Origin of the sequence: Microvirga calopogonii (assembly GCF_003347665.1) — a bacterium.
Taxonomy (GTDB): Bacteria; Pseudomonadota; Alphaproteobacteria; order Rhizobiales; family Beijerinckiaceae; genus Microvirga; species Microvirga calopogonii.
In genome coordinates, this window is the sequence record NZ_QDGA01000083.1 from 1 (window position 1) to 22,139 (window position 22,139).

Here is a 22,139-nt window from a genome sequence, read left to right on the forward strand (position 1 = left end):
CGGGTCGATGTTGGCGTAGAGAACTTCGACGCCGAGATCCAGGCCAGCCACCGGCGACCAGATCACGTTCGTGCCAGCGCGCCACTCGGTGAACTCGGCGCCGACGCCGATCGTGCCAACCGGGAAGGCGAGCGGGGCAGCGTTGTCATACTCGACGCGAGCCCACGAACCGAACACGTTCTGGCGGATGGTCGGGGTCCAGTAGTGACGCAGACCACCAGCGATCGACCAGCCCTGGCCGGTGTGGATGTCGCCATCCGCGCCGATGTAAGCATCGACAACCGACTCGCGGATCGAGCCGACGGTGACCGACGAACCGAAGCCGAGGTAGCCGAGAGCGCCGTCAGCATAGGACACGGCAAGCCAAGCGGCATCGCCAGCGCCGAGAGCCGGCAGGTTCAGAGAGCCCTGGAACGACACCGACCAGCCGAGTTCGCTGTCCGGATAATCGAAGACGCCGGGAGCGAGGATGGGAGCAACGGGAACCAGGTTGTCGCTACGCAGCTGGTGCAGAGCACCGGAGATCTGAGCCGTACCCCAGGTGCCGGCGTACTTCAGGTTACCGACCAGGTCAGGATAGGTCTGACCGGCTTCGAGGAACACCGGCGTCGTGCCGATGCTGGTGCCGGTGAAGCGGCCTTCTTCAGCCGAGATCGTGGCCGAGAAGCCGTTGCCGAACGAGAAGGTGTAGGCGAACAGGTTCACCGTCGGAGCGTCCGAGAAGCGGAGCGTGCCGAAGTGGCCGGTGGGCAGGTCGCTGTTGTCGTAGAACGACACGGTACGACCGGCGGTGAGGCCGCCGAACTGCACGAAGGCCTGGTCGACGTTAGCCGTCGTGGAGCTGAAGCCGTAGACGCCGGTATCGCGGGTCATCTCGAAGCGCACGAAGGTGCGGAGCAGACCGTAGGCGGTGGCGGTACGAGCGTCGAGCTGGATGCGGCCACGAGCACGGAAGCCGATGGCATCATCCGAACGATCTTGCGGCTCGACATAGCGGAATTCGGCGCGAACACGGCCGCCGACGCGGAGGCAGGTTTCGGTGCCGGGGATGTAGAAGAAGCCTGCGCCGTAGGTGGAGCAGACGCGCACGTATTCGACAGCAGCGGCCTTCTTCGCGGGAAGATCGGCAGCTTGAGCTCCGGCAACAGCCGCGAGACCCGCGACCGATCCGAGGAAGAGGCTCTTAGCGAGCTTCATGGTTAAACCTCCAAAGTTTCGAGACCCTGGGGGGCCGGGTTTTTGTGCTTCGAGTGCTTCTGCGAAGCCCTAAACACGTCCCTTTTCCCCTAGTACCCGGCGGCCCGCCTTTTCGGTCGAACTCGCCGGTATCACGACTGGGGTGCCCCCGTCGCTGGAGCCACATTAACTAGGAGCGTTTCACGATCAAGCGATTGGACGCGGATTAGTGCTTAGTTTCGTCAGATCGTCATCACAGTGTGGCCAAATTCCAACACTTTCCATGACCAAGCAGACCTTCAGAGTGACCATGTTAGGTTTCTATTTACATTTCAGTTAGTTATCCACTGCATCCAGAAGCAAACCGTGCCTGATACGAGCGCATAGCCCCTACAGGGTAAGGACTTTTCAGCTGAGAGCCGACTTTCACCCTATTCCACTTCAGCACTCTCTTCACTTGGATTGCACTCTGCCAGCTACCACGGGCTGTCATGATTCTCGGCCTCCGTAGCACAACCATCGGTACCGCTTGTCCAAGTTAACATCCTTAAGTAGCGAAGCCCTCTCATATTACTCGGAGCCCCAGATCTTCTGATCAGGCAGAGAACCGACCTGATTAATGCCGTGCGCGGCCACCTCAGAGGTGGGCGTCGTGGCAATGGGCGCTCGCAACACGCGCCAGCCCGTCTCCCCCATTAAGGATGACACCAGCCCTGATCTCCCCGCAGAGGCCGGGACTGTAGTCTAGGACACGGCACGTCGAGGCTATCAGTGTGTCAGTATCACTAGAATTGGCGCCGACTCGATACCGCTCTAAGACTTGTGGGGATTCATCGTGAGTTGATAACGGCGGCGGCGAGGTAAATCATAGCCTCGAAGCTTTGATCGGTTTTGCATGCGCGCATGGCGATCCGCTTGAACTCTTTGAGTTTGCAGAAGAAGTTCTCGATGAGGTGACGCCATTTGGACATTTCGACGTGCATCGGAATGGGCTTGGCCCAGCGCGGATGCTGGGAGATGACGATCTTGGCGCCGCGCTCGTTGAGATCGGCGACGATGGCGGTGCTGTCGAAGGCTTTGTCCGCGATGAGGGCCCCGAACGCGACGCCGTCGATCCGCGGGGCAACGCCAATGCTGTCGAACCGGTGCCCCGGCATAAGGCGAAAGCGCACGAGGTTGCCCAAGGCATCGGTCAGGGCCAGAATCTTGGTTGTCATGCCGCCCTTGGACCGGCCGATCGCCTGGCTCTGTGTCCCCCTTTTGCGCCTTGTCCGTGGCGGTGAACCTTGGCGATGGTGGCGTCGACCATGGCATCTTCCATGTCCGGCTCCTCGGACACGGCATCGAAGATCCGTTTGAAACCATCGGCCTTGCGCCAGTCGCTGAAGCGCCGGAACACGGTGCTCCAGCTGCCGAAGAGAGCAGGCCGATCACGCCACAGGCTGCCGGTGCGCACAATCCAGAGCACGGCCTCGATTAACAGCCGATTGTCCCTGCCGCGGCGCCCAGGATCGCTCGGCTTCCCAAGACAATGCGGCTCCATCCTCACCCATTGGGCGTCAGTCAGTACAAAGCGGTCCATCCAGAGCGTGAAACACAGTCGCGCCCAAAGGAAAATCCCAAATCCCACAGACCTTAGGCGGTCAGTCGCCGATCGATCGTATCTGTGGATTCCGCTACAAGAGGCTTCTCGGCAAAGCTGTCGAGGCGGCCTAAGACGGCCGCCGCGACCGCACCAGGATTACCGATTATTAGATGTACACTGCTGTGGCTCAGCTGAAATAATGTTCTCAGACATTAAAGGTGAGCAATAAGCGGCTGCTCCCGGCAGCTTCCACATCCAACTCACGGCACTCGGCTCTCGAGATTAGCCCAACCCTGCTTGGCGATGAGCACTGCCTCGACCCGGTTCCTGGCCTTTAGCTTCCTTAGGATATTGGTAACGTGGTATTTGACGGTTTTTTCCTGCACGTTCAGCTGGTGACTAACCTCACGATTGCTCAATCCGCTGGCCACGAGGCGGAGAGTTCGCTTCTCCTGGTCGGAGAGGGATGCCAATGGGCTAGCCTGCGCCCGGACCTTGTTCGTCAGCGCACGCAGAGCAAGGTCAGGAGACACGACGCTGCAGCCGTTCCTTAGGCTCTTCACGGCAGCGATCAATTCTGGCGTTCGGATTCCCTTGGGCAGATACCCAACCGCACCCGCCTCCAGCGCCTGTGTCACGTCGTCCTCGCTCTCGGAGACTGTCAGTATGGCGATGCGGGGCGGGTCCGGCATCCGCAGAATCTCGCGGGCTGCCTCGATTCCATTGCCGGGCATCGAGACATCGAGCAGGATGAGATCGGGTGCAAGCTCCTTCGCAAGCTGCACAGCCTCTGTGGCAGATCCCCCCTCCCCGACGACTTCGATCGCCTCATCGAACGCCAGCGACTGGATCACTCCTGCCCGGAACAATGCGTGGTCATCGACCACGACGACGCGGATCCTAACACCCATCCTGACCTCCCCATGCCATCGCCAACCTCATCTCGATCCTTGTCCCCCTGCCGGCAGTCTTGACCATGTGGAATGTGCCACCGAGGCTCTCAACCCGCTCCCGCAGCCCCAGGAGTCCCAAACCGGAACCGGGTCCGGTCATGCAGCCGGGGCCTTCGCCCCCGCCGTCCTCCACGGCCAGGCACAGGACCATCCCCTCAAGCCTGCAGGTCACGGCTTGGCCTTTGCCCCCTGCATGCCGGAAGGCATTGTTAAGGCCCTCCTGGACGAACCGATACGCGCAAATCTTGGCCGCGTTCTGAAGCGCTTGCGGGATGTCCTCGCAAAGAAGAGTAACTGTAGTACCGGTCCGCTGCTCGTGAGCACAGACCGCCCGGCGGACAGCTTCCGTGAGTGGTTGGTCCTCGATCTCTGGGAGGATCAGTCCCTTCGAGACGGCGCGGATCTCGCGAAGGGCGTCTGCGAGGAAGAAGTCCAGCGCCTGCAACTCCTCCTCCCGCCTCGGGGCCGTGGCGGCTAAACGAACGTGCTCCACCTTTAGGGCAGCCAGTCCGATGAGCTGCGCGGGACCGTCGTGCAGATCCGCGCCGAGCGCTCGCAAGAAGCGTTCGTTCATCTCCGAGACTCTCCCGGAGGCGCGCTGGATCCGCTCTCTCAGGACGCGATTATGTTGGGAGGTCCGCTCGACCTCGGCCATCTGTTCGCCGAGCTGGCGCTGTTGGGCCATGATGATACGGTTGCCGCGATAGACGATCCAGAATAGGCCAACCATGATCATGATGGTGACGCCGATGCGCGCGAGCCAGCTCTTCAGGCGCAGTTGCCATAGCCTCTGCTCCAGCGGCTCCGTCACCTCGTGGATCTCTGCCACGGCAACGATCCGTCCGGTGTGCGGCTCCCGGACAGGAGCGTAAATCTCGAGATAACGGGACGTGAAGCCCCGGATCACATGCTCGGCCGCCTCCAAATCGGTATAGCGCGCCGAGACCTCCCCGGCCAGGGCAGCAATAACTCCGGCAGGGGGAGCGAAGGTGCGGCCAATCAATTCCGGCGTTGTCGAGTATGCGACGAGGCCACCCTCCTTCCAGATCTCAAGGTGAGGGAACCGGCTCTCGAAATCGTCCTTATTAAGCAGCTGATCCAATTCGGCCCGCGCCTCTCGAGGCAGGACGGCGCCGGCCGCGAGGTGGCGCCCCAGCGGCGTGAGGAAACTATCCATGAACAGGGCAGTCGTCGCTGCCGTGCGATTGATGGTGTTTCTTGAGATGGCCTCGGCCGTGAACAGGCCCTCCACGACCATCGCGAGCAGCATGATAGCGCCGCCCGTCACCGCGAACTGCCGCGTCAGGCTCCAGCCCCCCAGGGCGCCCCAGCGGAGTGATCCCAGCCGTGCGGCCAATCCAGACATACGTTGCCTCGAATACTTTCCTTCGAACGAAGATACGGGGGACCGGCCGCCCCGCAACCGACCAAGGTCCGACCCCACATTGGACTTTGGTCCAGTGATTACCTCTTTGGGGTACACGCGGCGGGCGCAGCGGGACCCATGCAGGCTCGGCGACCGCTCGCTGGCGCGACCTTTATGGGCTGAGGCGAGTTGCCTTCGAGCGTAGCAACTACCCCAGTTGGAGTAGTGCCTCCCAACGCGGCATTACCCCTTCAGAATGGGGGACTACATTCCTTACGACAGCTATGCTCCTTAGGGAACAGGACTGGAACTGCGGGGATCACGCGCACCCGCACCTTCAGTTCCGTGGTTGGGGGATCAGTGATGAGTTGGGTTTCGGTTGCCTTGGTTGACGGCCATCCCGTCACAATCGAGGGGTTGGCGTATGTGCTTGCTGCACAGGGCACTTTCAAAGTCGTCGCGCGCGGCGGATGCGCGCGAGACGCTCTGGCGATCGCCGAGAAGCATCGACCCGACTTGATGATATTGGATTTAGCGATTTCCGGGAACGCCATCGCGGCGATTTCAGACATCGTAGCCCGTTACCCGGGGATTGGGATCGTTGCCTTCACGGCGGCTCCGGGCGTCGAGTACGCCGTGAAGGCGATGGATGCCGGGGCGCGCGGGTACGTTTCGAAATCCTGCATCGCGGACGAGCTTGTCAGTGCGGCAAGAGCCGTGGTCGCGGGAAGCACCTACATCTCGCAGAACTTTGCCGACGAGGTGATCACGGCGCTCAGGAATGCCTCTGTGCGGAAAATAGCGATGCAGTCGCTCAGATTGAGCGCCCGTGAGGACCAGATTGTGCAGTTCCTGCTCGGCGGAAAGACAAACAAGGAGATCGCGTCACAGCTCGGGATTACTGAAAGGACGGTGAAGCACTACATGACGCTCCTGATGCAGAAGCTGAATGCACGCAACCGCGTCGAGGTCGTCATCGCAGCGCAAAACCTCACACGCGGTTCGGCTGGCCGGTCGGATTTGGCACCCGGCGCTCGGGGGCGCAGGGATGGTTCGTTCAGGTCTGATGGCAGATCCTACCTGTTGTAAGCCTGGCTCGAAGCCGGACGGGATCCATTCCATTTCCCGCCGTTGGCTGAGGTAGACGACACTAATCTTCGCCCGCTTTGGATAATGCTGGCACATTGCTTACGCTTGTTGGGATCATCACCAACCTGGTGAATGCGGATTGACGCGTTCGTGCGAGCGGGGTGCTGCCGAGCCCAGGCCGCGATCCCGATCAGATTCATGGCCGGCGCTGTCAGCACGTGCTGCAGATTCGTCTCACCACTCCAATGGAGCAGGAGCGCAGCAGGTGGAGGCTCTACCCTTCGCTGAGAGTGTCCCCTCGCTCACAGCGCTTCCGATGCTCTCGTGAAGCTGGGCCGCGCTTCACGGTCACGAGCCGTTTCACAGATCTCGGGATATGGCGCAATACCGAGCGAGCCATCTGGGAAAATAACGTCTCGACATAGTTGAGGCACGAGGCATGCTTGGGCGTGACCACCAGCTCGAACCGTCCGGGACGGCTGCCCAGAAAGCGGCGGGTCTCCCGCGAGCGATGGGCGGAATGGTTGTCCAGGAGCAGACGGATCCGCCACTCGGCCGGATAGCTCGCATCAAGGCGGCGCAGAAAGGCCACGAACTCGCAGCTGCGATGGCATTGCGTGAGAGCGTGATGAACGACACCTGAGACCAGGTCCACCGCAGCACTGAGTGTCACGGTGCCCAGCCGTCTGTATTCATGATCCTGCTGAACTGTCGGATGCCGGCCGGGCTGCGGTGGCCGGTCCGGGGCGGTGGGAGCAAGCGCCTGCAGCCCCGGCTTCTCATCATAGGAGAGGATCGCCACGCGATGCCGCTCTGGGGCAACATCCTGGAGCTGATGCGCGGCTTGATAGACCTCAACCACCGCCGCCAGACGCTCATCGAAGGCAGGATCACGCCGCTCGATATAGTAACGGACCTTGTGCGGCCGGATCTCCTGCTCCTGGAGAATCGTCCGGACCGTGCTCGGCACCAGAGTGGCCAAGCAGGGATGGCCGGCAGCAGGCCCAAGGCGACGGGCATGGCTGGCCAGAAGCCGCAAGGTCCACAGTTCATGCGGATAGCCCAAGCTCTTGGGCTGGGCACATGCTTACCCAACCAGCCACAGCCGCGCCGCCTCCATGATCTGGCGCGGGCGCCCGGAGCGGGGCAAGTCGTCCAGCGCGCGGATGGCCCCAACCGCTGCGGCTCGCCTGGCGCAGCGTCTCACCCGCTGCGGATGGAGGCCGAGCCGGGTTGCGGCTTCCCGCATGCTTCGGCCCAACGCCAACTGCAGCACGATGCCAGCACGCTCAGCATGGTGACGGGGAGCGGTGCGCGCCTGGGCGAGCGTGCTCAGGAGCGAGTGATCTGCCGCTGTGAGAGGCAGACCGGACGCAGTCGCAGGGGACATCACGCTTCCTTGTTCCGGACCAGCGGCGCAACGGCGTGTCACACTGGATGCAGATGGCCGTCGGTCTCGATCAGCCGCAAGGCCTCGGTGAGAGACACCGAGCGGTGAAGACACCACCACTCGCCCGTATGGCGATACCAGGACACATCAAAACAGTCGCGGCCAACATACTCCAGACGCGCGAATGGTGCATCGAACTCGGGCGCGAGCGCGTCCGGATCATCGCAGCGGAAGCGCTGCAGGAAGCGGTATTTATTGCCGTGCCATTTGCCCAGGATGGCGACCGGATAGTTGAACGCGGTGCTGGGCCGAATCTCGGGCAGGAAGCGCGGGCGCAGCACTTCGGCCAGAAAGCGCTCGCAGGCAGCCATAATCGCCGCCTTCTCCGGTTCAGGCGGCTTCAGCCCCACTTGGGAGCGAATCCGGACCCATTGCCCTCCCGCCATGATGGCTCCACCACCGCGATCCTGGCTCAAAGCTACCGCGGGGGCGCCAAAGCGCAATACAATCCCTCACACAAGGCTGATCGCCAGTTCAGAATCGATGTACTAGGCACTGCCCTTGGGCGGCAGATCCTCGAGCCCGGCATCATCCAGCGGCTCCAACAGAGAGCGAAGGAACTGGATTGTCTCGGCCGACTCGATGAGGAGGGCCTCCACCTCGTTGCAAGATAGATCGTTCAGGCGCTCTAAAGCTTCAGTTAGTCGCTCAACAATATCATGCGCAGGCATGCATCTTCCTCAAACATGGCGCTGAGTTATCAACCTAAGGCAGTAACGAGCCCCGACAGTTTGTGCCAGCGGGTTGTAGCCCCCTGCATTCTTGCGCTCAAGTGGACATAGGCTCTCAGCATTCGGACCGGCTTGAATGAACTTGCGGCTGGATGACCGGCCTTCTCCTGAATTACCCCTCGACCAATTCTCGATGGCAAGACTTCTCTGCAAGCCTGATTGGTCGGCACACCAGCCGTGCTCTCAGGGTTGACTAACGACGATGGAGGGAATGTTCCTAAGGACAATCAATCGTTCCGAGTCCGCTGATAGCTCCAAGGCTCCCGGGCTTGAATAAAATCTCCGGGCGCAAGAGACATGAGGATTTGCTTCTCCAGGATGAATCATCCACGGGAAGCTGCAGGCAAGCGCCCTCCCGCTTCAGCACCTTCGAACACTTTGCATGGGCGGCAACCCCTCTCCTCAAAGATGTCAGGTCGGACTCTCTCCAGTGGACGATCCTTATTCGCTAACTCGCGGAGCGGAGAGCGCCCCAGGCGATCCATAGGTTATAAGTCCTGATATGCGGGCCGTATAGCGCAGGGTGACCGGGCATGTTCTCAACACAAGCGCGCGATCCCAACGCGGCTTCCGACTGAGCAACCCCGCCTTTTTGCTACTACTAGGGAAATGAAGAATGCCACCTCCCTTTACGTTGTATCTTGGTCTACCCTTTCCGGTGACTTGCCACATTCCCACCGCATATTTGGCAGGAATCTACCTCCAAATTTCCGTGTGATGCATACGATGCTTGGCAAGGGGTAGACTGCATAGGAAACTATTGTCCGACAGAGTAGTCCTTCAGGACGATTTTATCGACATCTTCTCTCAACCATTATTGGTCGAGTACTGATTTCTATCAGATCCACGAAGCTTTATCGGCGGATTAAGATCTTGAATTCAACGATTGTGCTCGGCCGCCAGCTTACGGATTGGACGATTGTCGAACTTATCGACTTCGGACCGAACAGACTAGACGGCATCAGAAGCAGTAGGCGCTTCGTTGGAGAAGCTTATTATTTCGTCATCGGGTTGAGCACGATTGCTGTCGCCACGAACACTGCAATGTGGCTGAATACAGACCAAATCGAGACAACCACATGTAAGGTATGGGATCGGCATCATGGAGCAGGCGACCAGGTCGATGAACTGAGAGGCTTTCGAAAGTCGCTCAATGCCCTTGAGCCGAATGATAGCGTCCCCCGCCTCACCAACGGCGTTTCGTTCAAACGTTCGGCGAATGGCAACATAGGTGGGCCTAACATCGGAAAGGTGAAGGTCGACACCTCCACGGCCATCACCGCCTTGATCGATCTCAACGCGGAGAGTGCGCCGGCCCCGAACGGCGTCTCCCTGTCGGATGGTTGTTCGCAATTCCTATTCACGCCCGCAGATCAGCCGCTCCGGGACAAGGAGGTACGTAGCAAATGACGGCCACGGGAAGTGCCTGTTTGCCCCTCGATGCACCACCGCCATGCTTAAGAGATACGAAACCCTTAGCACGTTCTGGCGCGCCGAATGATTAGTACCCGCATCCGAGCATTCAACGTAGATCAGCCAATGCTGAATCGGCGGGTAGTAGGGATTACTTTGGCCGCGCTCGTGGCGGCCGCTCTTCGGGGCAACAGCGACCCAAACCTCCCGGGTACCGCTCATGCCGGCAAGCTTTATCGCCAGCAGCAGTCGCTCCTAATCTACTACGGCGACCGCTACGACATGATCCCGGACGATGCTACTCTCATCATCATTGAGGATCGCGAGACGGCAGGGCCCTTCATCAGGCGCCGTGTCGAATCGACGACTCTAGGTTATGTCAGCATCGCGGAAGTTCACTCCGGCCGTCCATTCTATTCCCGCTTGCGCTCTAAAGGCGTTCTTGGTGCACCCAATCCGGCTTGGCCCGATGCCCATTTCGTGGATATTCGCAGCGAGGTCTGGCGCAATCTCCTTCTGAACGAGATCATTCCGTCAATCCTAAAGAACGGCTACCAGGGCATCTTTCTGGATACCCTCGACAGCGCCGAAGCGCTGGAACTGCAGGACCCAGTAAAATCAAAGGGCATGATCGCAGCAGCCGCCGATCTCATCCGGTCTATCCGGCTAGCCTTTCCGTCAATCATTATTATGGTCAATCGCGGCTACGCGATCCTGCCACAAATTCCAGGTGAGTTCGACTACCTCCTGGGTGAGTCGGTGCGCAGCACCTTCAACCCGGCAACCGGGGCATATTTCCGCCGAGCGGAGCAGGATATCGAATGGCAGCGCGCGCGGATGCTCGAGGCGCGTGACCGCGATCCGTCCCTGCAGCTTTTCTCGCTTGACTACTGGGATCCGAAGGACCGCGCGGGACTCGCCGCACTTTATGCGGAGGCACGGGCGGACGGGTTCGTTCCCTACATCGCGACGCCGGACCTGATGCAGATCGTTCCCGAGCGCCTGGTAAGCGAGAGAGTTCCATGAACCGCTCAACCCGCAGTATCGGCATATTTCTCTGGGATACGCTGCGTGGACAGCGCGCGCTCCTGCTCGTGATCGTTGCCGCCGTCTCCCTCAGCCTGTTCTTCGTCCCCCGCGGTGCCGAGCTAGGACGCTTAAACCTTGAGCTCGGCCTCACGCATAAGGCGCTCGCCATTCTTGAGGAGAATTTTGCTGGAGGGGATATGTCCGCCGCGACGATCGGCGCTCTGGCGCAGGCCCGTGCCCGAACTGGCAATGTGCCTGGTGCCGTCGTGCTCCTCGAGCAGCTCCTGAGCGAACATCCGCGCGATCCGGAACTGCTGCATGCCCTGGCTGGTTTTTACCGCCAACTCGGCCATCTGGAAGCGTCTCTCCGCATGGTGGAGCGGCTTGGTGCGATTCAGCCGTCGCCGGGCTCCCTTCAGGAGCTCGCGCAGCTTTACGGCGAGCTCAACCGCCCCATCGAGCAGCGTCGGGTGCTGCGCCAACTCGCCAGCCTGCCGCGTCCCGATCCCGCGCACTTCATCGAGCTGGCGAAGCTGGAAAAGGCGGCTGGCAATCCCGCAGCCGGCATCGAGATGATCCGACGGCTCGAAACTTTCAGGCCCGGCGCGGTGGATGCAAGCGTCGTGGCTCTCGACCTTTCAATGAGAATCGACGCCGGCCAGATGAAAGGTGCTCTCGAACATGCGCAGCGCTGGCTCATTAAGTCCAGAAGCCCGGCGCGCGATGTCCTTCCCGTGGCCAGCGCCTTCTCCGTCAGCGGCTATCCGGACATTGCTTTGAGGTTCCTGGCTCCGTTGGCGAATAAGTCCCACGAGCCTACACTGGTGATGGCAACGGCTCAGGCCGAAATCGATTCGGGCCAGCACGATGCGGCCCTGCGGCGCCTCGAAGATTATGCTGCCGACGCGAAGGACAAGGCTCATGCGGACGCGGCGCAACTGCGGCTGCGCCTTGCAACCTCTATGGGCCTGCACATGCGCGCTGCCGATGCGGCAGAATTGATGGGCGTCGCCTCGATCCCGGCCGATCTTCTGGCTGCGACGGCAACGGCGGCGCTGCGGGCGCGACGATCAACCGTTGTCGGCTCCATTCGCGCCCGGTTGAGGGATGAGCGGAACACACTGGCTGCGATCGTTATGGCCGAAACCTCTGCGGCTCTGCAAGACCGCCAAGCTGCGGTGGAGTGGGCCGACCTCGCCGCGACCGACGCTATCGGTAATCCCGAGACCGCGGTAAGGCTCGCGGCGCTCGAACTCAACCTCGTGCGCAGGAGCCTCGCGCTTACGGCTCTCAGATCCGGTCTTCCCTTCAACTTTCAGGACAATCAGCGTCCGGTCTTCACAGGTGGTCGCGCCGTTCCCGAGAACCTGCTCGAGCCGATTGCCCGTCTCTATGTAGATCTCCGCTTGCCGGACGAGGGGCAGGCTGTGCTCGAATCTCTGAAGGACAAGCAGCCATCGCTGCACGCTGATCAGGCCTGGGTATTCGCGACAGCCGCAGCGCGCCGGCAGAATGCTGTGATTGAATGGCTAAAGACGAACGAAGACAGAAGGATCGATCCCGACTTCCTCAAGGACCTCGTCTTTATCGCAATCAAGAGCCGAAGCCACGGAATTGCGCTCGCAGCCTCATCGCGCCTCGTTCAGGACCGGGGAACCGACAGTGACCGGATGCTCCTTGCAGAAGTGAGAGTTCTTTTTGGCGCTCCCTTGGTGCGGCTGAAGCCAAGCGACACGGTGGCGACGGCAGGCCCGCTGGACCGGCCCATTACTCGATAAGATTCATATGGATTGAGGACACAGATGTTGCCGACAGTCAGCACTTTCCGTTCCCGCGGCCGCTCCTCGAAAATGCGCGGGCGTGCCAGAGCAATGTTCATAAAGGCCCGCACACGGGTCTGCGTTGCCGGCTTGGCTTCCATGATCCATGGCATGGCGCTTGCAGACTCACCCGGCTACGAACTCGGCCCGCAGGATAAAATCCGCGTTAGTGTCATCGAATGGTTTACGGGAGCCGGCGAGCTGCGTTCCCCCATCAACGGGGAGTACATGGTCAACCCGAACGGGTTCATTTCGCTTCCGCTCGTGGGTGACGTGAAGGCTCTCGGACTTGAGCCGTCTTTCCTTGCCGCTCAGGTCTCCGAAAAGCTCCAAGCGAAGCTCTCTCTGTCCGAGCGTCCGATCACGTCGATCGAGATCGTCCAGTTCCGGCCATTCTTTGTGATGGGCGACCTCGAACGTCCGGGCGAATACGCTTATCGTCCAGGGATAACTGCCCTTCAGGCAGTCAGTCTGGCGGGAGGCTTGTACCGCGCGTCCGCTCCGACGCCCGTTCAGGTGCAGAGGGAAGCGATCCAGGCGGCCAGCGAGCGCCGGTCATTGAGCGCCCGCATCGCGGAACTTGCGATTCGCCGCGTTCGTCTTGAGGCAGAGCTCAAGAACGCCGAGGTTCTCGAATTTTCGCCGGACATTCAGTCCCGCAAGGCTGATCCGGCTGTCGCCGCGGCAATGCGCCTGGAAAGCACGATCTTCGACGCAAGACGCCGCGCCTTCAGCACTTCTATCAACGTCCAGAAGAAGCTTATCGATCTCTATGGACAAGAGATTTTGGCCCTGAAGGCTCAGGCTGAGAGCCTCGAGCGCCACAGGGACGCCACGAGGCAGCAAGCGGAAAATCTTCGCTCGCTGCAGGCGCGGGGCTTGGCGACCATGGGCCGCGAATTCGACATCGACCGCATGTTCGCCGATGTCGCCATCCGCAAGCAAGAGCTCGACGCAAAATCCCTGCGGCTGCAGCAGGAGCTCGTGAAGGCCGAGAACGCCACGCAGGAAGTCGATGCCCGCCGCCGGCAAGAGATTGCGGCAGAGCTGCAGACGCTTCAGGGCACCCTCGACGAGTTCGAGCAGCGGCTCCTCCTCGCTGACCAGACGCTAACTGAAACTGAACTCAGGCCTTCGGGCAGCCAGCATCCCGCATTCACGCTCATCCGCCAGGATGCCTCCGGCAAGGAAACGGAAATCGCTGCCATGACTGCGACTCCGCTGCAGCCCGGAGACATTCTCATCGTCCGGGCCGCCCAGCCCATTCGCCCGAATGTCGCCGCACGCGCTGTGGAGATAGGCTTGGCAGGTGTACAGGTCCCTCGCGATGGCGCATCTCTGACGGAGGCTCACGCAGCCCAATGACGCAGAGTGGTGTATCGGATAACGGCAAGTCCAGGACGCATCGCTCAATCCTGGGCCTGCGTGCATCGGCACTCGCCGAAACTCTCCTCTTTCTTGCAATTGCCCTGCTGGTGGATGCGGGGCTCGGCGCGGGAAACCGATTTTCCGAGGTCTCTCCTCACCCCTTCTGGATCATAGTTCTCCTCGTCTCAACCTACTATGGCACGAACGAGGGTCTCGCCACCGCGGCGCTCTGCGCCGTGGCCGCTCTTGTCGGGAATATTCCCGAGCAGGGCTTTAACGAGGAGCGCACGGCGTGGCTGCTCCGGGTTACCGCCGATCCAGTTCTGTGGATTGTCGCGGCATTGCTATTGGGTGAAATCCGGTCGGGATACAGGCATCGGCACGAGACACTGAAGGAAGAGCTTGAGAACGCACAGCGACGGGTGACGACAATCACAAATGCCTATGAGGCACTCGCAGAGGCCAAAAGGACGCTTGAGCTTCGGATTGCGGCACAGATTCAAACCGTACAATCGGTCTATCGGGCTTCGCGTGCCATCGAGAGTCAAGAAGCCGGTGAGGTGCTGGCGGGTATTCCAGAGCTCGTCCGCTCCATCATGGCGCCGAACACGTTCTCGGTGTTCCTTTTAAAGGAATCATCCTTGACAGCTACGATGTGTGAGGGGTGGTCTCCCGGAGACAATCTCGTGCGAGAATTCGAATTCTCGTCGCCATTGTTCCAAGCCATAGTCATCCGTCGGCAGGTTTTGCTCGCATCAGATCCGTCCCATGAGCTAACCCTCGGAGGTCAAGGAATAATCGCAGCGCCTCTCATCCACGCGGGAACTGGTGCGGTCTTTGGCATGCTGAAGATCGAACAGATCGGCCTGCTGGGCATAAGCCCTTCCTCGGTGCAGGACTTCAGAACTCTGTGTGAGTGGATCGGCTCCTCCTATGCGAGGGCGCAGGGGATTGAGATCCTGAAGGCAACGCACCATACCGATCCGATGCAGCAACTCCTTCCAGGAAGCGTCTATGACAGCCAGCGGTCGGGCCTAACCGAACTTGCACGCGAAGCCGGGTTCGACGCCTGTGCCATTTACGCCAGTTTCGAGCCAGATCCCGGGGGCGCTGTCCCGGACGAAGTGCTGGTTGCGCAATCGGTGCTGCTTGCGGCTGGTGAAATCCTCTACCCGACCAACCATCGGTACAATTTCGGCAAGGCGCCATGGACTTATGCTGTCCTCCTGCAAGGCTGTGGGCCGCAGAAGGCCGACGACGTAGTCCAGCGATTTAGCCGGCATGTCTGCGACACTCTGGCTCAAAAGGGCTACGCGGTTCGGTCCCGTTACCTTGTTGAAATTCTCCATCAAAGCCAGTGCGAGGGCCGCGAGCAACCGGAGGCCTTAGGCGATGCACATCGTCAGGTCTGAATCCTATCAGGGGAGCCCCGCATGGCTAGTCGCGTTCACCTCAGCCGCCGAGGCCTGCCTCGTGTTCTATGGCTGGTATTTTGCGGTCGGCTTGGTGCAATTGCTGTTGCTTCACGCCATCATCTCGGCCCTCGTGGTGGTTGCTGGGCTATTATGGTTCCGGCGCGGCGGCGCCAACGCCAGTATTGCGCTCTACATTGTTTCCATCGTCGCGCTTGGGCCAATAGGTGGGGTCGGCAGCGCCGTGATGGAACTCATACGATGGCTTTCAAGCCGCTCCTCGATTACGTTCGAAGAATGGTACGAGCGTCTCTTCCCACGCCTCCTTTCCGACCGCACCCAGGCATTGTACGAGTTAATTGAGTGGCGGGGAGCAAAGCCCAGCCGGAAAAGCACGGTTGCTCCTTTTTGCGATGTGCTCGACCAGGGATCGGTGGCACAGAAGCAGGCCGTCGTCACGCTGATTGCGGATCACTTCAAGCCTGAACTGTCCCCTGCACTCCAACGGGCTCTCAACGATCCCGAGCCTGCGATCCGGGTGCAAGCGGCAACGGCGGCAGCACGCATCGAGAACCACTTCCTGCAACGATCTGTTGTGCTGCAGGAGGAACACGAGGCGGAGCCGGACGATTTATCGATTGCGCGCGGGATCGCCCTTCATCATGAGTCCTATGCTAAGTCAGGGCTTCTCGATGCGGAGCGGGCGGCAAGCGAGCGGAGAAATGCTCTGGAGATCAACATGTGGCTTCTCAAGGCCTCACCGAAGGATCCAGAGCTGACGGCTGCTGTAGCTCGGTTATTGCTTGAGCTTGAACGCCCCCAAGAAGCGATCCGTCTCCTGGGTCCGTGGCTGAGAGCGAAATCGATCCCCAAGGTACTTGTGAGCCCCTTGGCTGACGCGCTCTACAGCCTTAAAAGACTGTCCCTCCTGCGACGGGTCAGCGCCCGTCTTGTCGCCAGTCTCACGACAGACGAGGCCGATGAGCCACTCAGAGCCTCCCTCGGTTTATGGATCCCTCATGATGGTTGAGCACGCTACCTACGGCCAAGCGGAGGCTGACGTCTGCCTCATTGTCGAGGGAGCCTACCCTTTCGTGGCCGGTGGGGTGTCGAGCTGGATGCACGACCTGATTCAGGCTCAGAGCCATCTCACATTCCATCTTCTCGTCCTCTCAGCCGATGACAGCCCCAAGAAGAGCCGTTTTACATTGCCGCCGAATGTCATCGGCATGAGCGAAATTGCCCTGCAGCAGGCCACCGACCGGATACCCATCATCTCCGGTAATCAGGACCTCTCTCACGATCTCGAACGGCCATTGACACGACTTCTCGAAAGCGGTGGCCTTTCAGACTTTCAGCGACTGCTCACAGTCCTGCGAGCTCACGGGCCGGACGTCTCCCGTTCCTTGCTCCTCAACACGGAAGCCGTTTTCGCCATGGTGGAGCGTATGTATGAGCACTCGACACCGGGAAGCTCGTTCATCAACTACTTCTGGAGCTGGCGGGCACTGGCGGGAGGCCTGTTCTCGGTGCTGCTGGGCGAGCTGCCACCTGCTAGGATCTATCATGCCATTTCGACCGGCTATGCCGGCATTGCAATGGCTCGGGCAGCACTGACCACCGGCCGTCCCGGCATCCTGACCGAGCATGGGATCTATACCAACGAGCGCCGCGTCGAGATTGCGATGGCTGATTGGCTCTCGGATCAGGTCCCTTCATCGCTCGATATCGAAGGACGGCGGCGGGATCTACGGGATGTGTGGATTAGTGCATTCTCCGGCTATGCGCGCACCTGCTATGAGGCCTGCAGCCGCATCACGACACTCTATACAGGCAATCAGATCCTTCAGTTGCGTGACGGTGCGCCCCCGGAGAAGCTGCAGATCATTCCGAATGGTGTGGATTATGATGGTTTCGCGAAAGTTGCCCGGGATCCGACCCCTCGCCGTCCAACAGTGGCTCTGATTGGGCGCGTTGTTCCTATCAAGGACGTGAAAACTTTTATCCGTGCGGCTGCTATTCTCCGGGACATAGTCCAGGACGTGCGTGTCCTGTTGCTTGGTCCGACGGACGAGGATCCAGAATACTTCCGAGAGTGCCAGCAAATGGTCTCGCATCTCGGCTTGGAGGGCACATTTGAGTTCTTAGGACGTGTGAAACTCCAGGAATATCTCGGCCGTGTCGATGCGATCGCTCTGACCAGCATCAGCGAGGCCCAGCCTCTCGTCCTGCTCGAGGCAGGGGCCGCGGGCGTGCCGAGCGTCGCAACCGATGTGGGCTCCTGCCGAGAGATCATCCATGGACGGGCCGACGAAATGCCAAACCTTGGTCCTGGAGGCTTCGTGACGCCGCTTTCAAACCCACTCGCGACAGCAAAGGGCCTGTCCCAGTTGCTTCTGGCCCACGATCTCAGACAGCGCTACGGCGAGGCTATCCGCGCCCGGACCGAGAGGTACTACAATAAGCGCGTCGTGGACGGTCTCTATCGGGATCTCTATCAGGAGCATCTGGAAATGCCAGACAGACATGCGCTCGCAGTCGAGGACGTGTAATGGCCGGTGTTGGTTTTGCCCTCAGAACTCTCGTCGAACGGGACGACTTGAGTGCCCAGCTGAAGGGCTACGGTCATGCTGCCGTCGTCGCTGCCGGCCCCTGGCTGTTCACGGTCCTCGCGCTTGCGGGTTTAGAGATCACAACAAGAGGCGTGCTGGGCCGCGAGGAGCTATCGCTTGTCACGTCGTTGATGATCTATAACTTCTCATTCTCCCTGGTCTTCTCCGGGCCCATCGTCATGGTGCTGACCCGCCACCTTGCCGATTGTCTCTATGCCCGCCAAGCCGAGGATGTGCCGGGTGTTCTGGTCGGAGCCCTCACGCTGCTCTGGGGTGTTCAACTTCTGATCGGAACGCCCTTTATCGTGATCGTTCTAGACCTATCGGCCGTGAATAGCGTGCTCGCGCTCGTCGGCTTTCTTGTGACAGGGGGAATATGGCTGGCGTGCGTGTTCCTTTCGGCGCTAAAGAACTTTGGATCCATCAGTTTCGCCTTCGCACTCGGAATGCTCATTGCATTTGCGGGAGGAACCTACCTCTCGCCGATGTTTGCCGGCACCGGAGCCCTTGCGGGACTTACCTTGGGCTTTGCCGTCATCCTCTATGTCCTCCTCGGCTGCATCCTCGCCGAGTATCCATACAAGATTAGGAACCCTTTCGGATTTTTCCCGTCCTTCCAAAAGTACTGGGATCTTGCCTGTGTCGGGCTATTCTACAATGCCGCAATCTGGGTCGATAAATGGGTGATGTGGCTCTCCCCGGATGGCCAAGCCGTCACCCGCGGTCTAATAACCAACCCGTCGTACGACAGTTCGATGTTTCTCGCCTATCTCACCATCGTTCCGGCTCTGGTTCTATTTCTGGTGTCGGTCGAGACAAGCTTTTTCGAACGGTATGTCACCTTCTACCGTGACGTACAAAATCACGCAACGCTGCAGAAGATCCGACACAATCACAGACTGATCCTAAACACTATTGGCCAAGGAACCAGGAACATCACCGTTGTTCAGGGCGTCATTTGCTACCTAGCGCTTCTGGTCGCGCCGGGACTCATCGGCCTCGCAAAAGGCGGGATCGAACTCGTCTCGATTTTCCGGTTCGGTGTGCTTGGAGCCTTCTTTCACACGTTGCTGCTCTTCGCCATGATCCTGCTTGCATACTTCGACTTGCGACGAATTCTCCTCGGCGTCACAGGTCTATTTTTTGCATCCAATGCAATTCTCACTCTTGTATTCATACCGCTTGGAGCCCCTTGGACAGGCTATGGATACTTCCTCGCGAGCCTGCTCTCGTTCGTCGTGGCGTGCCTGGCCAGCATCTGGTGCATCAAGCGGCTGCCCTATATGACCTTCATCGCCAACAATCCTGGAATCCGGTAGCTGTTTCAACAGGGAAGCCGCAGATGACTCGCCTGGCTCTAAAGGTGAGCTACTCGAACCTATTCGTCGCACTGCCAGTGTCTCGCGTTGGGCCGCCACGCTGGCTCAAGAAGGTCCATGGATTGGCGCCCTGCGCCACAACGGGATGACCACCCCAGCTTGACTTCCGCGACTGGATTCGCCTCGATCGTCTCGTGGACCGGGGGGTGCCAGCAGGCTTCGCCACCGAGCGCCTGACCCTTAAAGCACATTGCCTTCCTGATCGAGCATGAGTTCGGACTGTGCTACCATCCGGGCTCTCTGGAGCGGCCCCTCTAGGCGCATCGATCGACGTGCAGCGCCCGGCCACTCGGTCCATGAACGTGATGCGCTGGTGATCGCTCTCTGGCTCACGCAGAACTGGGTGGCGCCGAAGAAGGGCGCCGCGGGAGCACTGCACCCCGCTCTTATGGGACGAGACCAGGCTCGGCGTGGGCTAACCCTGCTGCTGCGGCGGGTGAGCAAACTCCGGGAGCCGTCAAGCATTGTGGTGATCACCCCGGTTGGGTGACTGTAAGCCAGTTCCACATTAGCGTGACGACCCGTACCGTGATCCTGACCATGCGCTATATCTGCCGCAAGATGACCACACCTCCTGATGGTTTGGGGATCGCCTCAACACTCATCGATAACAGGTCGCCACCGCCTTCACAGTGGCTCAGAGGCTGGTGAGCAATTTTATTGCTCGATCTAAGTGTTTGATTCACCATAGGTTTGGAGCTGGGCCGCTGCGGCGGATGCGGGCTATCTGACGATCCAGGAGCCCCGCCATGGATACCTGTCACTATGCCTGCGATCTCACTGATGCCGAATGGGCACTGCTCGCGCCCCTTGTCCCTCGCAGTCATCCGGCCGGACGGCGACAAACCTATCCGTTACGGCGCATCGTCGATGCGATCTTCTATCTGCTGCGCACCGGCGCTCAATGGCGGCTGTTGCCGCACGAATATCCCCCACGCTACGCCGTGTTCTACCATTATGCGCAGTGGCGCGAGGATGGCACCTGGGAGCACGTGACCCAGGTTCTGCGCGAGAGTTATCGCTGTCAGACCGGCCGCAATCCGCAGCCGACCGCCGCGATCATCGACAGCCAATCCGTGAAAACCTCTGAGATGGGCGGACCCCGTGGGTACGACGGCGGCAAGAAGGTGAAGGGCCGCAAGCGCCATCTTCTCGTTGATCCGCAAGGCAATCTGTTGAAGACCAGCGTGCATCCTGCCGACCTCCATGATCGCGCTGGAGCCGAACTCTTGTTGGAGGGTCTGCAGCATCTGTTTCCGGCTATCGAGCTGATGTGGGCCGACACCGCTTATTGGGGTTTGCGGGACTGGCTCCAGAAGGCCCTGGGCTGGAGGCTGTCGATCCCGCAGCATTGGTGGAGCGGCGGCACCTGGATGCGGGCTGACGCAGAGCCGCCGACGCACCCGAGTGGCTTTCAGGTGCTCGCGCGAAGGTGGGTTGTCGAACGAACGATCGCTTGGCTGACCACCAACCGGCGGCTGGCGAAAGACTACGAACGTCTGATCGAGACCGGCGAGATGCTGCTCTATCTCGCCATGAGCCGCATCCTGCTGCGCCGCCTCACGCGAAAGGAAAGATAATTGCTCACCAGCCTCTCATACCAGGTCCCTGAAGAGCTGACTCGTTTGTGATTTCCCGGACTGTGGCAGGTGTGATTCAGTTGGGTGAACCAGGGAGGTTTGCCATGCCGATCCCACTCCGTTCTGACTTCAATGCGTCTCAGCTTCGTGCGCTGGCCAGGAAGGCGAAGGATGGCCCGCAAGCCCGCCGTCTGCTCTCGCTGGCGGCGATCTATGAGGGGGTCTCCCGCACCGAGGCGGCGCGGATCGGCGGGGTGACGCTGCAGATCGTGCGCGACTGGGTGGTCAAGTTCAATGCGCACGGACCCGAGGGGCTCATCGACCGCAAGCCCCCGGGCCAGCCCTCCAGGCTCACCGATCAGCATCGTCAGCACCTGGTGCAGATGATCGAGGCCGGCCCGATCCCGGCGGTGCATGGGGTGGTGCGCTGGCGGCTGGTCGATCTGATCCAGTGGCTCTGGGACGAGTATCGCCTCCCGGTCTCGAAACAGACGCTGAGCCGGGAAGTGCGGGCGCTGGGCTATCGCAAGCTCTCGGCCCGCCCGCGGCATCACGCCAAGAGCGAGGCGGCGGTCGAGGATTTTAAAAAACTTTCCCCGCGCGTGTGGCGGAGATCGCGACCACCGCGGCTCATGGCCAGCCCTTAGAGATCTGGTTTGCCGACGAGGCGCGCATCGGCCAGAAGAACAAAATCACCCGGCGTTGGGCCAAGCGCGGCACGCGGCCCTCGGCGCCGCGGGATCTGCGCACCGCCTCCACCTCCATCTTCGGGGCGATCTGCCCGGCTGAAGGCAAGGGAGCCGGCCTGGTGCTGCCCCGCTGCACCACACAGGCGATGAACGAACATCTGAAGGAGATCGCGCAAGCCGTGGCGCCGGGAGCGCATGCGGTGCTGCTGTTGGATCGGGCCGGCTGGCACGTCTCACGCAAACTGCAGGTGCCGGCCAACATCACCCTGGTGCCGCTGCCCGCCAAGGCACCCGAGTTGAACCCGGTGGAGAATATCTGGCAGTACATGAGGGAGAACTGGCTCTCGAACCGGATCTTCACGTCCTACACCGACATTCTCGATCACTGCTGCGCGGCTTGGACCAAGCTCACGGATCAACCTTGGACCATCATGTCCATTGGCTTGCGTGATTGGGCGCACGGGTTCTGATCAATGGGAGTTGGTAT

Annotated in this window: 18 protein-coding genes and 1 pseudogene; 11 read left to right on the top strand and 8 right to left on the bottom strand. The window is 60.4% G+C overall.

Annotation, left to right across the window (positions count from 1 at the left end):
- From DDF70_RS28840 to DDF70_RS28855, 4 genes are all read right to left on the bottom strand, one after another.
- Positions 1 to 1,197: porin (locus tag DDF70_RS28840; protein ID WP_162820751.1), on the bottom strand; the 1,197-nt coding region annotated here is incomplete at its 3' end.
- An 809-nt stretch (positions 1,198 to 2,006) separates the two neighbouring features.
- A protein-coding gene (locus DDF70_RS28845) for an IS5 family transposase (RefSeq protein WP_114948151.1) occupies positions 2,007 to 2,758 on the bottom strand; the annotation gives its coding sequence in 2 pieces (ribosomal slippage) (positions 2,007 to 2,428 and positions 2,428 to 2,758; 753 coding nt in all).
- Between the two features lie 263 nt (positions 2,759 to 3,021).
- Positions 3,022 to 3,672 (bottom strand): response regulator, encoded by a 651-nt coding sequence (locus DDF70_RS28850; RefSeq protein ID WP_114948152.1) that lies wholly within the window; start codon positions 3,670 to 3,672, stop codon positions 3,022 to 3,024.
- Positions 3,662 to 5,080 (bottom strand): sensor histidine kinase, encoded by a 1,419-nt coding sequence (locus tag DDF70_RS28855; protein ID WP_114948153.1) that lies wholly within the window; start codon positions 5,078 to 5,080, stop codon positions 3,662 to 3,664. The genes DDF70_RS28850 and DDF70_RS28855 overlap by 11 nt, the downstream gene beginning before the upstream one ends.
- 363 nt (positions 5,081 to 5,443) lie before the next feature.
- Between DDF70_RS28855 and DDF70_RS28860 the strand changes: the two genes are divergently transcribed.
- A complete protein-coding gene (locus tag DDF70_RS28860) occupies positions 5,444 to 6,169 on the top strand; it encodes a LuxR C-terminal-related transcriptional regulator (protein WP_114948154.1) in 726 nt (241 codons plus the stop codon).
- Positions 6,170 to 6,443: 274 nt separating this feature from the next.
- Here DDF70_RS28860 and DDF70_RS28865 read toward each other — a convergent pair.
- From DDF70_RS28865 to DDF70_RS28880, 4 genes and pseudogenes are all read right to left on the bottom strand, one after another.
- Positions 6,444 to 7,241: pseudogene (locus tag DDF70_RS28865) on the bottom strand (IS630 family transposase); the annotation flags it as partial.
- A 15-nt stretch (positions 7,242 to 7,256) separates the two neighbouring features.
- Positions 7,257 to 7,559, bottom strand: a complete 303-nt coding sequence (locus DDF70_RS28870) for a helix-turn-helix domain-containing protein (RefSeq protein WP_114948156.1) — start codon at positions 7,557 to 7,559, stop codon at positions 7,257 to 7,259.
- Positions 7,560 to 7,597: 38 nt separating this feature from the next.
- Positions 7,598 to 8,005, bottom strand: a complete 408-nt coding sequence (locus tag DDF70_RS28875) for a DUF3024 domain-containing protein (RefSeq protein WP_114948157.1) — start codon at positions 8,003 to 8,005, stop codon at positions 7,598 to 7,600.
- A 102-nt stretch (positions 8,006 to 8,107) separates the two neighbouring features.
- Positions 8,108 to 8,290 (bottom strand): hypothetical protein, encoded by a 183-nt coding sequence (locus DDF70_RS28880; protein ID WP_114948158.1) that lies wholly within the window; start codon positions 8,288 to 8,290, stop codon positions 8,108 to 8,110.
- Between the two features lie 933 nt (positions 8,291 to 9,223).
- Here DDF70_RS28880 and DDF70_RS28885 point away from each other — a divergent pair.
- From DDF70_RS28885 to DDF70_RS28930, 10 genes are all read left to right on the top strand, one after another.
- Positions 9,224 to 9,760: a hypothetical protein gene (locus DDF70_RS28885; RefSeq protein ID WP_162820752.1), complete on the top strand. Its 537-nt coding sequence runs from the start codon at positions 9,224 to 9,226 to the stop codon at positions 9,758 to 9,760.
- Positions 9,761 to 9,889: 129 nt separating this feature from the next.
- Complete coding sequence (locus DDF70_RS28890; RefSeq protein ID WP_162820753.1) at positions 9,890 to 10,789, top strand: glycoside hydrolase family 191 protein; 900 nt, start codon at positions 9,890 to 9,892, stop codon at positions 10,787 to 10,789.
- Positions 10,786 to 12,570 carry a tetratricopeptide repeat protein gene (locus DDF70_RS28895; RefSeq protein ID WP_114948161.1) on the top strand — a complete coding sequence of 595 codons (1,785 nt, stop codon included), beginning with the start codon at positions 10,786 to 10,788 and terminating at the stop codon, positions 12,568 to 12,570. Before DDF70_RS28890 ends, DDF70_RS28895 begins: the two co-directional genes overlap by 4 nt.
- 153 nt (positions 12,571 to 12,723) lie before the next feature.
- The gene (locus DDF70_RS28900) at positions 12,724 to 13,977 is read left to right on the top strand and encodes a polysaccharide biosynthesis/export family protein (RefSeq protein WP_162820754.1); all 1,254 of its coding nucleotides are present in this window, start codon (positions 12,724 to 12,726) and stop codon (positions 13,975 to 13,977) included.
- Positions 13,974 to 15,392, top strand: a complete 1,419-nt coding sequence (locus tag DDF70_RS28905) for a GAF domain-containing protein (RefSeq protein ID WP_114948163.1) — start codon at positions 13,974 to 13,976, stop codon at positions 15,390 to 15,392. Before DDF70_RS28900 ends, DDF70_RS28905 begins: the two co-directional genes overlap by 4 nt.
- Positions 15,373 to 16,422 (top strand): hypothetical protein, encoded by a 1,050-nt coding sequence (locus tag DDF70_RS28910; RefSeq protein WP_114948164.1) that lies wholly within the window; start codon positions 15,373 to 15,375, stop codon positions 16,420 to 16,422. The genes DDF70_RS28905 and DDF70_RS28910 overlap by 20 nt, the downstream gene beginning before the upstream one ends.
- Positions 16,412 to 17,944, top strand: coding sequence for a GT4 family glycosyltransferase PelF (gene pelF / locus DDF70_RS28915; RefSeq protein WP_162820755.1), 1,533 nt, complete (start codon positions 16,412 to 16,414; stop codon positions 17,942 to 17,944). Before DDF70_RS28910 ends, pelF begins: the two co-directional genes overlap by 11 nt.
- A complete protein-coding gene (gene pelG, locus DDF70_RS28920; RefSeq protein ID WP_114948166.1) occupies positions 17,944 to 19,323 on the top strand; it encodes an exopolysaccharide Pel transporter PelG in 1,380 nt (459 codons plus the stop codon). The genes pelF and pelG overlap by 1 nt, the downstream gene beginning before the upstream one ends.
- Before the next feature lie 809 nt (positions 19,324 to 20,132).
- Positions 20,133 to 20,963, top strand: coding sequence for an IS5 family transposase (locus tag DDF70_RS28925; protein WP_114948167.1), 831 nt, complete (start codon positions 20,133 to 20,135; stop codon positions 20,961 to 20,963).
- Between the two features lie 104 nt (positions 20,964 to 21,067).
- A protein-coding gene (locus DDF70_RS28930; RefSeq protein ID WP_114948168.1) for an IS630 family transposase occupies positions 21,068 to 22,122 on the top strand; the annotation gives its coding sequence in 2 pieces (ribosomal slippage) (positions 21,068 to 21,554 and positions 21,554 to 22,122; 1,056 coding nt in all).
- The last annotated feature ends 17 nt before the right edge of the window (positions 22,123 to 22,139 follow it).

Coding starts and splice junctions, on each gene's coding strand:
- DDF70_RS28850 (WP_114948152.1), bottom strand. CDS start 3,672: ATGGGTGTTAGGATCCGCGTCGTCGTGGTCGATGACCACGCATTGTTC.
- DDF70_RS28855 (WP_114948153.1), bottom strand. CDS start 5,080: ATGTCTGGATTGGCCGCACGGCTGGGATCACTCCGCTGGGGCGCCCTG.
- DDF70_RS28860 (WP_114948154.1), top strand. CDS start 5,444: ATGAGTTGGGTTTCGGTTGCCTTGGTTGACGGCCATCCCGTCACAATC.
- DDF70_RS28870 (WP_114948156.1), bottom strand. CDS start 7,559: ATGTCCCCTGCGACTGCGTCCGGTCTGCCTCTCACAGCGGCAGATCAC.
- DDF70_RS28875 (WP_114948157.1), bottom strand. CDS start 8,005: ATGGCGGGAGGGCAATGGGTCCGGATTCGCTCCCAAGTGGGGCTGAAG.
- DDF70_RS28880 (WP_114948158.1), bottom strand. CDS start 8,290: ATGCCTGCGCATGATATTGTTGAGCGACTAACTGAAGCTTTAGAGCGC.
- DDF70_RS28890 (WP_162820753.1), top strand. CDS start 9,890: ATGCTGAATCGGCGGGTAGTAGGGATTACTTTGGCCGCGCTCGTGGCG.
- DDF70_RS28895 (WP_114948161.1), top strand. CDS start 10,786: ATGAACCGCTCAACCCGCAGTATCGGCATATTTCTCTGGGATACGCTG.
- DDF70_RS28900 (WP_162820754.1), top strand. CDS start 12,724: ATGGCGCTTGCAGACTCACCCGGCTACGAACTCGGCCCGCAGGATAAA.
- DDF70_RS28905 (WP_114948163.1), top strand. CDS start 13,974: ATGACGCAGAGTGGTGTATCGGATAACGGCAAGTCCAGGACGCATCGC.
- DDF70_RS28910 (WP_114948164.1), top strand. CDS start 15,373: ATGCACATCGTCAGGTCTGAATCCTATCAGGGGAGCCCCGCATGGCTA.
- pelF (WP_162820755.1), top strand. CDS start 16,412: ATGATGGTTGAGCACGCTACCTACGGCCAAGCGGAGGCTGACGTCTGC.
- pelG (WP_114948166.1), top strand. CDS start 17,944: ATGGCCGGTGTTGGTTTTGCCCTCAGAACTCTCGTCGAACGGGACGAC.
- DDF70_RS28925 (WP_114948167.1), top strand. CDS start 20,133: ATGGATACCTGTCACTATGCCTGCGATCTCACTGATGCCGAATGGGCA.